At 66.6% G+C, this 11,540-nt stretch carries 8 protein-coding genes; 2 read left to right on the top strand and 6 right to left on the bottom strand.

The window, feature by feature from the left end:
• Positions 1-171: 171 nt before the first annotated feature.
• The 3 genes from OF829_RS12300 to OF829_RS12290 form a co-directional block, all read right to left on the bottom strand.
• Complete coding sequence (locus OF829_RS12300) at positions 172-1,476, bottom strand: glycoside hydrolase family 1 protein (RefSeq protein WP_264940354.1); 1,305 nt, start codon at positions 1,474-1,476, stop codon at positions 172-174.
• A 35-nt stretch (positions 1,477-1,511) separates the two neighbouring features.
• The gene (locus tag OF829_RS12295; RefSeq protein ID WP_264940353.1) at positions 1,512-2,405 is read right to left on the bottom strand and encodes an SDR family NAD(P)-dependent oxidoreductase; all 894 of its coding nucleotides are present in this window, start codon (positions 2,403-2,405) and stop codon (positions 1,512-1,514) included.
• Positions 2,406-2,482: 77 nt separating this feature from the next.
• Positions 2,483-3,163, bottom strand: coding sequence for a TetR/AcrR family transcriptional regulator (locus OF829_RS12290; RefSeq protein WP_264940351.1), 681 nt, complete (start codon positions 3,161-3,163; stop codon positions 2,483-2,485).
• Positions 3,164-3,317: 154 nt separating this feature from the next.
• Between OF829_RS12290 and OF829_RS12285 the strand changes: the two genes are divergently transcribed.
• Both OF829_RS12285 and OF829_RS12280 read left to right on the top strand, forming a co-directional pair.
• Positions 3,318-4,610: a spinster family MFS transporter gene (locus OF829_RS12285; RefSeq protein ID WP_264940350.1), complete on the top strand. Its 1,293-nt coding sequence runs from the start codon at positions 3,318-3,320 to the stop codon at positions 4,608-4,610.
• Positions 4,607-6,229, top strand: coding sequence for a carboxylesterase/lipase family protein (locus OF829_RS12280; protein WP_264940349.1), 1,623 nt, complete (start codon positions 4,607-4,609; stop codon positions 6,227-6,229). The genes OF829_RS12285 and OF829_RS12280 overlap by 4 nt, the downstream gene beginning before the upstream one ends.
• Before the next feature lie 37 nt (positions 6,230-6,266).
• On the opposite strand, the gene OF829_RS12275 is transcribed toward OF829_RS12280, so the two are convergent.
• The 3 genes from OF829_RS12275 to OF829_RS12265 form a co-directional block, all read right to left on the bottom strand.
• The gene (locus tag OF829_RS12275; RefSeq protein WP_264940348.1) at positions 6,267-7,859 is read right to left on the bottom strand and encodes an AMP-binding protein; all 1,593 of its coding nucleotides are present in this window, start codon (positions 7,857-7,859) and stop codon (positions 6,267-6,269) included.
• 73 nt (positions 7,860-7,932) lie between these two features.
• Entirely contained in the window at positions 7,933-10,155 is a 2,223-nt protein-coding gene (locus tag OF829_RS12270) for a TonB-dependent receptor (RefSeq protein ID WP_264940346.1), read from the bottom strand.
• Between the two features lie 483 nt (positions 10,156-10,638).
• The gene (locus OF829_RS12265) at positions 10,639-11,265 is read right to left on the bottom strand and encodes a hypothetical protein (RefSeq protein ID WP_264940345.1); all 627 of its coding nucleotides are present in this window, start codon (positions 11,263-11,265) and stop codon (positions 10,639-10,641) included.
• Between the last annotated feature and the right edge of the window lie 275 nt (positions 11,266-11,540).

Here is an 11,540-nt window from a genome sequence, read left to right as displayed (position 1 = left end):
TTCCTCTCCCATCGGGAGAGGTAGCGAAGCTTGGCAGCTTGCTGCCTAGCGTAGCTAGGTGAGGGGTTACCCGCCATCGAGAGGGTGATCCCCTCACCCAGCTCCGACTAACCTTTCGCTTCGCGAAAGCTAAGTCTGCGCAACCCTCTCCCGATGGGAGAGGGGAAACGGCTACAGCCTATTCCCCCGCGCGATCGCCCCCAGATGCATCGCGCTCGGCTTGGCCTTCCGCGCAAACGTTTCGCGATCGACCGACACCAGCCCGAAATGCGGCCCGTACCCGGAGGTCCATTCGAAATTGTCGAGCAGCGACCAGTAGAGGTACGAGTGCACCGGGATGCCCTCGTCGAGGCATTGCCGCACCCCGTCGAGCGCCTGGTCGATAAAGGCGATGCGGCGGGTGTCGTCGTCGGTCGCGATGCCGCTTTCGGTCACATAGATCGGCTTTCCGATCGCGGCGTGCGCCCAGCGGATCGTGTTGGCGAGCGCCTGGGGGTAGAATTCATAGCCCGCGCCGGTCATCTCGGCGCCCTTGGGCGGCGGCACGAAGCCGTTCGCGTCGACGCTGAAGCGCGTATAGGTCTGCACCCCGAAGAAATCGGCATGGCTGCGCGCGACATCGGCCCAGCCGCCATAGAGCCTGTCGCGATACTGCGCCGCGATCTCGGGCGGCCCCTGGATATCCTGGGTAGTGAGGGTGATGCCGACCGGCAATGAAGGCCGCACGGCCTTGATCGCGTCATAGCCGCGCCGGTGCGCCTCCTGCATGATCGGGGTGACGATCGCCGGATCGGCATAGGCGAGGCGCGAGAAGCGCGGCGAGTTGGTCGCCCTGGCCGCCGCGGCGATCGCCTCGCGCGCCTTGGGGATGCCCGCGGAGAAGGCGGGGAAGAGATGCACGAGCAACTGGATATTCGCCTCGTTGAAGGTCGTCGCCATGTGCATGACGCCGCCCAGATGCTGCGCCGCCCTGCCGCAATAGCGCGCGAACAGATCGGGCGAATCCGCGGCCTCGAACCCGCCGCGCATCGCGAACCAGAGCGGGGTGGTGAAGTGGTTGAAGGTGACGATCGGCCTCAGGCCATGCGCGCGGCATGCCGTCAGCATGCGCGCATAATGATCGAGCTCGGCGTTCGAGAAACGCCCCTCGCTCGGCTCGATCCGCGCCCATTCGATGCCGAGCCGGTAGCAGTTGAAGCCGAGCCTCGCCGCGAGCGCGAAATCCTCCTTGTAGCGGTGATAGGAGTCGCAGGCGTCGCCCGAGCGTTCCTTGAACATGCTCGGCTGGATATTCTCCATCAGCCAGGCGTCGCTGTTGGTGTTGTTGCCCTCGCTTTGATAGGCCGAGATGGCGGTGCCCCAGAGGAAACCGGGCGGGGCCTTGCGGGTGCGTTTGGCCGGAGCCGCCGCAGCCTGCAGCATGGGCGCAGCAATCGCCGCCGCCGCGATCAGCACGCGCCTCGAAACGTCAGCCATCTTCCTCTCCTCTCCGCCGCGCGGGAGGCGGGCCGTCACCGCACCGTTGCGGCGATCGACTCGTCCATGCCCGCGCTGGCCAGCTCGCGTTCCGCCTGGGTGAAGCCATAGGCCGGGACGATCTCGTCCGCGGGGTCCGAAATCTGGGCCCAATGCTCGATCACCCGGTCGCCCGCATCCGCCCCGCCGCCGATATAGCGGCCGCTGGACAGCGTGACGCTCGCGCGCGCGAAATGGCCGGCGCCGGCGCACAGGATCGCGCGGGTCGGGGCGCCGTCGCTCACCAACGCGAGCAGGCCGGGGCTAACCAGCGCAGGATCGAGCAGGGCGAGGCCCTGTTCCGACAGCACGCCCTCGGTCATGCCGGTCGCGGCGGTCGGGGCGAGGCAGTTGACGCGGATATTATATTTCTCGCCCTCGAGGCCAAGCGTCTGCATCAGGCCGACCAGTGCCATCTTGGCGGCGCCGTAATTGGCCTGGCCGAAATTGCCGTAGAGGCCCGAGGAGGAGGTCGTCATCACGATGCGGCCATGCTTTTGCTCGCGCATGATCTCCCACACCGCCTTGGTGCAGATCGCCGCGCCCATCAGATGGACATCGACCACCAGGCTGAAATCCTCGAGCGTCATCTTGCCGAAGCTCTTGTCGCGCAGGATGCCGGCATTGTTGACGAGGATGTCGATCCGTCCCCAGCGGCCCATCGTCCGCGCGACCATCGCCGAAATGCCCGCGGGATCGGTGACCGAGGCGGCGATGCCGATCGCCTCGCCCCCGGCCGCGACGATCTCGGCGGCGACGCGGTCGGCGGCGTCCTGGGCGAGGTCGTTGACCACCAGCCTGGCGCCCTGGCGCGCTAGGAACAGCGCATGTTCGCGGCCCAATCCGCCGCCCGCGCCCGTAACGATCGCAACCCGGCCCGCCAGTGACATGCTACTCTCCCTTGAACTCGTGGCCGGGTGGTAGCGGCGGTTTCATTCACTATCAAGATAGCGAAACGGGGCCGGCATCAGCTCTTTTTGGAACAGATTTCCATGAAGCCCGCGGCGAGGAAGCGCGCCATGCGCTGCTTGATCGCGGCGAAATCCTCCGACTTGCAGATGCCGCCCGAAAGCTTGTCGATGCGGCCGGTGCGCGCGAGCGAGAGGACCAGCGCGCCGGTGACGAAATGATAGCCCCAGAAGATGTCCTCGTCCGAGCAATCGGGCAGCGCCTTCTTCAGCTGGCCAACGAGGCGGAGCACCACGGGATCGAAATGCTCGTCCATCAGCTCGGCGCCCCATTCCGGGGTGTTGGCGACCTGCGCGCTCAACCGGGCGTAATTCTTCCAGCCCTCGCCGCCGGTGATATAGGTGTCGAGATCGGTGTCGAGGAATGCGTGGAGCGCGCCCTCGACGGTCACCTTGCCGTCCACCGACTTCTCATAATCGTCGAGCGCGGCCATCCGCCGCCCGCTGGTCACGCCCGCGCGCCGCGCGAATACGGCGTCGAACAGCGCCTTCTTGTCGGCGAAATAATAATTGAGCAGCGTGTGGTGGACGCCCACCACCTTCGCCACATCCTTGAGCGTGGTGCCGTGAAGCCCGTGCTGCGAGAACAGTTCCTCCGCCGCATCGAGGATCTGCTCCATCGTCGCCGCGCGTTGCTCGGCCTTGCGGGTGGGCGCCTTGGGTTTCACAGCTTGGTTCACACCCCTGTCCTTCCAGCCTCAGTCGCCCAGCGTCAAGCGCCGCAATCTGGGTCAAAAGATATTCACACACAAGATAGTGTGCATTGACAGTTTGTGCGGCGTCGGCATGATGCCGTCAACGACATAGAAAAACGAAAACAGAGAGGATCGCGGGATGACCACAGCCGAGGCGACGGCGCCGCCCGCCCCTGCACGCGCCTGGCTGGTGCTGACGGTCCTGACCTTCGTCTATGTGATCAATTTCCTCGACCGCCAGCTGCTCACCTTCCTCGCCAAGCCGATCAAGGATGCGCTCCAGATCAGCGACAGCGAGTTCGGGCTGCTCACCGGCTTCTATTTCGCGTGCTTCTATTGCTTCATCGCGATCCCGATCGGCTGGCTGGCAGACCGCACCAACCGCGTGACCGTGCTGTCGCTCGCCTGCGCGATCTGGAGCGGCGCGACCGCGGCGTGCGGCATGGCCGCCAATTACTCGCAGCTGACGGCAGCGCGGATGGTGGTCGGTTTCGGCGAGGCGGGGGGCGTGCCGCCCTCCTATGCGATCATCACCGACACCTTCCCGCCGGGCAAGCGCGCCTCCGCGCTCGGCATCTATAATTTCGGGCCGCCCGCGGGCGCGGCCCTGGGGGTGGCGTTCGGGGGATGGATCGCGATCCATTACGGCTGGCGCGAGGCGTTCATCACGATCGGCGCGATCGGCGTGGTGACCGCGATCCTGGTGCGCATCATCGTTCGCGATCCGCCGCGCGGCGGGCTCGACAAGAATGCCGAGGGCGGCGCGGCGGTCATCGAGAAGGCGCCCTTCTGGCCGACGACCTGGATGTTCTTGACCAACCCCGTGCTGCTGCTGTCCGCGCTCGGCGGGGGGGCGACCCAGTTCGTGACCTACGGGCTCGGCAATTTCGCGGTGATCTTCCTCATGGAGAATAAGGGGATGACGCTGCAGGAGGTGTCCGTCTGGTACGCGCTCGCGCTGCTCGTCGGCATGGGCGGGAGCATGATCATCTCGGGCCGCGTGCTCGACTGGATCACCCGGCATTCGCGCACCGGCTATGCGCTCGCGCCAGCGCTCTCGCTTGCGGTCGCCCTGCCCTTCTACATCGCCTTCGTCTGGGCGCCGGGCTGGCAGCTCGCGCTCGGGCTGCTCACGATCGTGATGCTGTTCAACTATGTCTATCTCTCCGCCACCGTCGCGCTGGTGCAGGACGAGGTGAAGCCCGGCGAGCGCGTGCTGTGCGGCGCGCTGTTGCTGCTGGGGATGAACTTCATCGGGCTGGGGCTCGGGCCGACCTATGTCGGCTTCGCCAGCGACGCGCTCAAGGCACTGCATTTCGAGGCGCCGCGCCAGCTCGCGCTCTATTCGATCGCTCCCTTCTACCTGATCGCCATCTTCCTGTTCCTGTGGCTCGCCCGCGTCCTGCGGGCCGAGAGAAAGGCCGCCGCATGAAACACTGTCATCTCCTCGCCGTCTCCACCCTGGCGCTCGCGCTGCCGGCTGCCGCACAGACCGTCGATGCCCCCGCCGGCAAGGTGAAGGGCGTCGCCGCGGGCGGGGTCACCGCGTTCAAGGGCCTCCCCTTCGCGCTGCCCCCGGTCGGCGGACGCCGCTGGCAGCCGCCGATGCCGATGCCGCGCTGGAACGGGGTGCGCGACGCAAGCGCGTTCGGCCCGGCCTGCATCCAGCCGACCTCCAAGACCCCGAACGTCTATTCGCCCGCCAAGCCGCTCCCCACGAGCGAGGATTGCCTGACGCTCAATATCTGGGCGCCTAGGGATGCGAAGAATGCGCCGGTCTTCTTCTGGATTCACGGCGGCGCGCTGTCGGGCGGGTCGAGCAGCGAGCTGACCTATGACGGCCAGCGCATGGCCGAACGCGGGGTGATCGTCGTCTCGGTCAACTATCGCCTCGGCGTGCTCGGCTGGATGGCGCATCCGTCGCTGAGCATGGAGACCGCGCAGAAGGTCTCGGGCAATTACGGTCTGCTCGATCAGATCACCGCGCTGCGCTGGGTCCATGACAATATACCCGCCTTCGGGGGCAATGCCGGCAACGTGACCATCGCGGGCGAGTCCGCGGGCGGGCTCAGCGTGCTCTATCTGATGGTGTCTCCGGCGGCGCGCGGCCTGTTCCACAAAGCGGTCGCGCAGAGCTCGTACATGATCGCGATGCCCGCACTGAAGTCGAGCGTGTTCGGCTTCCCGTCGGCCGAGGCGGTCGGGCAGATGGTCCAGGCGGGGATGGGCGCGACCGACATATCCGGGCTGCGCGGCATGGACGCGCAGGCGCTGACCAATGCCGCCGCGGGCGCGGGCTTCGCGCCCTGGGGCGTGGTCGACGATTATGTCCTGCCCCAGCAGATGGTCGATGCCTTCGACCAAGGCAAGCAGGCGCCGGTGCCGGTGCTCGCCGGGTTCAACCAGGGCGAGATCCGCTCGCTGATGGTGCTCGCCCCCAAGCCGACCGCGACCGCGGCGGAGTATGAGGCGAAGATCCGCGAGAATTACGGCGACATGGCCGATGCGTTCCTCAAGCTCTACCCCTCGGCCGATTACAAGGAGAGCATCCTGCTCACCACGCGCGACTCGCTTTATGGCTGGACCGCAGAGCGGATCGCGCGGAAGATGGCCGCGATCGGCGAGCCGGCGTACATGTACATGTGGGACCATGGGTATCCGTCGATGGATGGCGCAGGGCTCCACGCCTTCCATGCGAGCGAGCTGCCCTATGTGTTCGGCACCTTCGCAACCACCGGCCCGCAATGGCCGGCGATCCCCGATACCGCAGCCGAGCATGCGCTGTCGGACGCGATGATCGGTTACTGGACCAGCTTCGCGGCGACGGGCGTCCCCAAGGCTACGGGCGCGCCCGACTGGCCTTTGTTCAGCCCCGACCGCAGCTTCATGCACTTTACCGCCACGCCGACGCCGGGGCGGCAGTTCATGCCCGGAATGTTCAAGTTCAACGAGGAAGTGATGTGCCGCCGGCGCGCGACGGGGAAGATCCCTTGGCACTGGAATGTCGGCCTCGCCTCGCCGCCGATGCCGCCAAAGGCTGAGGGGTGCTGATCCGATAAACTCCTCCCCGTTCCGGGGAGGAATTTGGTCAGCCCCTCACCAATCCCGCGCCGATCTCCCCCGCAGCATAATCCCGGCGCAGCCGCTGCTTATCGATCTTCCCCGACGCCGCCAGCGGCATCGCCTCGATTTCCACCACCTCCGCCGGGATCCACCAGTCGGCGACGCGCCCGCGCAGCATGCGGATCAGGTCGCCCAGATCCTCGCCCCCGCGCGCCTCGACGATCAGCACCGGCCGCTCGCCCCATTTGTCGTCCGCCCGGCCGATCACCGCGACGTGGCGGACCATCGGATGAGCCCCGACGATCGTCTCGATCTCGGTCGGGTTGATCCATTCGCCGCCTGATTTGATCAGGTCCTTCGAACGCCCGCCGATGGTGAGGTTGCCCGCGGCGTCGATGATCGCCAAGTCGCCAGTGTCGAAATAGCCCTCGGTATCGAGCGCGTCCCCGCCGGCCTGGTAATAGCCGTCGAGCACGCTGTGGCCCTTGACCCAGAGATGCCCGAGCACCCCGCGCTGCTGCGGCAGCCTCACGCCCTCGGCATCGGTCAGCTTGAGGTCGAGCCCCATCGGCGGACGGCCCGAGGCGCGCGCTTCGATGGCTGTCCCCGGCGGAGCGATCGTGCCTATCGGCGAGAGTTCGGTCATGCCCCAGCTCGTCTGAACCTCGGCACCGAGCCGGTCCTCGAGCCGGCGTAGCAAAGCCTCGGGGCAGGTCGAGCCGCCGATCAGCACGCGCCTGAGGCTGGGCAACGTCTCGCCGGTCCTTTCGAGATGATCGATCAGCCCGAGCCACACCGTCTGCACGCCGACCGCGATCGTCACCCGCTCGTCGCGGATCAGCCGCGCGAGGCTGGCGCCGTCGATCACCCGCCCGGGGAGCACCAGCTTCGTGCCCACCGCGGGCGCCGCGAAGGGCAGCCCCCAGCCATTTGCATGGAACATCGGCACCGCGAGCAGCAGCGTGTCCGACGGGGTCAATGCCACCGCATCGGCCTGGAGCGCGCGCAGCGTGTGGAGATAGTTGGAACGGTGGGTATAGACGACACCCTTGGGGCTGCCGGTGGTCCCCGAGGTGTAGCAGAGGCCCGCGGGCGCCTCCTCGTCGAAATCGCCCCATTCGCAGGGTGCGCCGTGCGCCTCGAGCAAGGCTTCGAGCGTCCAGACGCGCGCTTCGCTGAGCATTTCCATCCCCGGCACGGGCGCGTCGAGCACGATGACATGCTCGATCGACGGGCAGAGCGGCAGCACCTCGCGCGCGAGCGGCAGCAGATCCGCCGCGACCGCGAGGATGCGGTTCTGCGCCTCGTCGATCATCGCAGCGAGATGCGCCGCGGTCAGCCGCGGGTTGAGCGTGTGGCACACCAGCCCCACCCCCATCGCGGCATAATAGAGTTCGAAATGATGCGGGCTGTTCCAGGCGAGCGTGCCCACCCGGTCGCCCTGCCGCATCCCCAGTGCGAGCAGCGCGCCCGAGATGCGATTGCTGCGCTCGCGGAGTGCAGCATAGCCGGTCCGGCTCACCACCTCGCCCGCATCGGCCCCGATCACCTGAGCGCCGCCGAACCATTTGGCGGCATGGTCCAGAAACTTGTCCACGGTCAGGCGGTACGCTTGCATGACGCCTCGACTGCGAGGGGTAAAAAGCAGGCCGCCACGCGAGGGAGTCGCGCGGCGGCCGGCAGGGCGTGGTTCAAAAGACCTTGAGGACCTTGACGCCGTATTGGCGCGGCGGGCCGGCGAAATAGAGGCCCGAGTTGAGCGCGCCCGGATAATGCTGGTCGGTCAGGTTGGTGCCATAGGCGGTGACCGTCCAGGTCCCGTGCTCCCAGGCAACCTGGGCGTTGAGGATGTTGCGCTCGACGATCCGGTCGCCGCGCGCCGGATTCTCGAACAGGGTCGCCCATTGCGCGCCGACATGGCCGTAATTCGCGCGCGGGATGATCCGGTCATTGTCGCCGGCATGGATGATGTACTGCGCACCCACGTTGAAGGTGAAGTTGGGCGCATAGGTCTGCTCGCGGCCCGCCAGGTTGAGGCAGGTGGCGCTCGACGGACCGCTGAGCGGGTTGCAGGGCGTGGTCGTCGCCGCGCGCGGATCGCTCGCGTAGAAGGTGCCCAGCTCGCTGTGGAGCAGGTTGACGCCGGCATCGAGCGAGAAGTCGCCGAAGCGGAACTCGGCCTCGGCCTCGAAGCCGTAGATCTTCGTGCTGTGCGGCACGTTGAGCTCGATCCCGAAAGTCGGGAAGGTCGGGTAGCCGATGATCACCTGGAAATTGTGATACTTGTTGTAGAAGCCATTGACCGTCGTGCGGACATGGCCGTCGGCGAAATTGGCCTTCCAGCCGCCTTCGAACGAGGTCACCTGCTCGGGCAGGAACGGCGCGGGCAGGCCCAGGCCGACCGGCACGTTGAGGCCGCCCGGACGGAAGCCGGTCGCGACGAACGCGTACAGGAAGTGGTCCGGATTGACCTTCCAGCCCAGCGACACCTTGTACGAGAAATTGTCCGACTGGGTCTGCTGGTCGGCGATGATCGGCGTGCCGTACTGGACCACGTCGACATCGTTGATCGAGCGGCTGGAGGTGTAGCGCCCGCCCGCCTCGAGCTTGACGCTCGGGCTCAGCTGGATGCCGAGCGAGCCCCAGGCCGCGAGTGAGCGCGTCGTGTTCCAGCCCTGCAGCTTGTACTGGAAGGCCGGCAGGTTGAAGCCCGGGGCCAGATCGACGACGAACTGGTACGGCTCCTTGAAGTGATAGTCGTTCCACACGCCCGACACGCCGAGCAGCCAGGTCACCTGCCGGTTGTCCGGCGAGATCAGCGCGATCTCCTGGGTCATCTGCTGTTCGTTGACGTCGTCGAAGAAGGTGCTGACGCTGTTCGACGTGCCGTCCAGATCGGTCTTGTAGTAGGTGTTCGCCCACTGATAGCTGCTGACCGAACGCAGCCGCACCCCGCCGGCAAACTCATATTCGATGCGCAGGATCGAGCGGACGAACTTGTCGTGCGCGGCGCCCGGCGCATTGGCCGTGATGTCGAACAGGTCGCGATGGTTCGGGTTGGGCGTGGTGGTGCCGGGCAGCGTCTCGGGGAACTGGCCCTGCGGGCTCGCCGGATAGGCGCCGAAGTCCATATAGGCGGCATCGGTCTTCGACAGGATCGTCAGGCCGTCGACCGGCTTCCACAGGAAGCTGATCCGGCCCGCGAGCATGCGCAGATCGTTGTTGTTGTCCTTATAGGGCACGCCGCCGGGGCCGGTGACCTTGTAGAAGCCGTCACGGCGCTCGCCATAGCCCGAGACGCGCATCGCGAACCGGTCGCTGACCGGCAGGTTGACGCCGAACTGGCCGCCGACATCGGCGAAATTGCCGCCCTGGACCTGGACATAGCCATGGGTTCCGCCGCCGATGATCGGATCGTTGGTGTTGATGAACACCGCGCCGCCGGTCGCGTTCTGGCCGACGATCGTGCCCTGCGGACCGCGCAGCACCTGGATATTGTTGATGTCGTAATAGGGCTCGCCCTGCACATAGCCCGGGAAGGTCGGAACCCCATCCCGATACGTGATCACGCCGGTGGTCGTCTGGGTGTTGTGCTCGGCCTTGCCGATGCCGCGGACGTTGAAATCATTGCCCTGGCCGAAATTGTTGACCACCACGCTGGGCATCGCGAACTGGAGCGCATCGACATTGGTGACGCCCTTATTCTCGAGCTGGCCGCCCGAGAGCACCGAGGCCGAGACCGGGGTGGTCATCAGATTTTCGTGCCGCCGCTGCGCCGTGACGACGATTTCCTCGTCGCCCTTGGCTTCGCTGCCGTTCTGCTCAGCCGGGGTGTCCTGCGCCATCGCGCTGCCGGACCAGCCCAGTCCCAATGCCAGCGCCGACGCACCGACCCACAACGCATGTGCCTTCATAACGCCTCCCCATCCTCATCTGCGACGCGCTCTTTGGCGCTGATGGTGGAAAGTGCCGCATATTCTCACGCGTTTCAATACTAATTCTCTAACGAGTGAATGTTATGCAGCATGTGGCAATCGCGCCACATTGGCGGTTGTACGCAACTGCTTGCACGCGCAGCGAAACCCCGTTGCCGCCGGGGATTGCGGGGCGGCGGGGGGCTCGCCTTTGTCTGATTTTGGAACGCGGCTGCCGGGGTCCGCATGCCATTCGCTTTGGCTTCGACGCGTTGGGCCCAAGCCCTTGCAATGTAGGATTTCGCCTGCTTCGCTCGCGCAGCCGGTCGCTCCGGCCGCGCTTTGACCCTGTCGATCCGCACTCGGCGAACCAGGCGTTTTCTCCCGGGAACCGCGCGGCGCAAAACATGCGCGATAGTGTGAAGCTAGTGTCAACTTTCACATGCTGGGACAGCCCAGCCTAGCGCGCTGTCGAGTCCGGCCCTATTGGGTCCTGAGGCCGTTGAGGCGCTGGTTCGCGCCTTCCTGGATCAGGTCGGCCAGCTTGGCGAGCGCGTTGCTGCCGCCTGCGAGCAGGCCCGCGGTCAGCATGATATCGACCATCGTCGCATAGCTGGTGAGCGTCACGCCATCGGCGACCAGCCCGGTGAGCGTGCGCACCCCCGCCGCGCTGATCAGGAAGGACGCGGCGAAGCCGAGCAGCAGCCGCGCGCGCTCGCGCCTGGCGTCGATATCGGCAACGGTGGCGAGCGCGGGGGCCATCGCGGTCCGCGCATCGGTCTGCGCCTGGACCGAGCTAGCCTGCGCCGCCGCGAGCGCGGCAGGGGTCGCGCCGGGGGCCGGGGGCGGCGGCACGGGGACCGCGAGCCGCAGGGCATTCAACTGGTGCCGGGCCTCGCTCCGCTCCTGGCCGAACAGCAGGTCGGTGAACACCGCGAGCGCACGCTCGAGGATCGCGGCGATCGCGGCCAGCGCGCCGATCGTCACCCCCGCGGCCTGCGCCATGTTCGGGTTGAGCTTGAGCGCGGGCAGTGCCGCCGAGGGAATCAGCAGCAGCGCGACAAGGGCGATGACGATCGCGGCCGCGCCGGGCCAAAGAAGTTTGGGCATCACTTCGTCTCCGTTCGATGGACGGACGCGCCCGGCGGCAAAGTCTCCGCCCGGCACGCCACCGGCATACGCATGAAAAACCCGCGACCCGTGATCCTTGTCACGTTGGTCTGATCTTAGCCGCCGCGGTCAATTCGGCAAGCGCCGCGCCCGCTATTGTGACCCCGGACATTTTCGGTCAGTCTCGACTGGCACCGGGCCAGGAGATTTACATCCAGGGAAACCCCAACTCCCGCGTGACCCCCGTCACGCCCACCGCACCCGCGGCGACGCTA

It is taken from the genome of Sphingomonas caeni (assembly GCF_026013415.1).
Lineage (GTDB): Bacteria > Pseudomonadota > Alphaproteobacteria > Sphingomonadales > Sphingomonadaceae > Sphingomonas > Sphingomonas caeni.
The sequence above is the reverse complement of the archived record's forward strand: the minus strand, read 5'-3'. Positions and strand labels throughout refer to the sequence as shown.

Excerpts from the sequence above, each read along its gene's own strand:
- OF829_RS12270 (WP_264940346.1), bottom strand. The coding sequence starts at position 10,155 with ATGAAGGCACATGCGTTGTGGGTCGGTGCGTCGGCGCTGGCATTGGGA.
- OF829_RS12295 (WP_264940353.1), bottom strand. The coding sequence starts at position 2,405 with ATGTCACTGGCGGGCCGGGTTGCGATCGTTACGGGCGCGGGCGGCGGA.
- OF829_RS12285 (WP_264940350.1), top strand. The coding sequence starts at position 3,318 with ATGACCACAGCCGAGGCGACGGCGCCGCCCGCCCCTGCACGCGCCTGG.
- OF829_RS12265 (WP_264940345.1), bottom strand. The coding sequence starts at position 11,265 with ATGCCCAAACTTCTTTGGCCCGGCGCGGCCGCGATCGTCATCGCCCTT.
- OF829_RS12300 (WP_264940354.1), bottom strand. The coding sequence starts at position 1,476 with ATGGCTGACGTTTCGAGGCGCGTGCTGATCGCGGCGGCGGCGATTGCT.
- OF829_RS12275 (WP_264940348.1), bottom strand. The coding sequence starts at position 7,859 with ATGCAAGCGTACCGCCTGACCGTGGACAAGTTTCTGGACCATGCCGCC.
- OF829_RS12280 (WP_264940349.1), top strand. The coding sequence starts at position 4,607 with ATGAAACACTGTCATCTCCTCGCCGTCTCCACCCTGGCGCTCGCGCTG.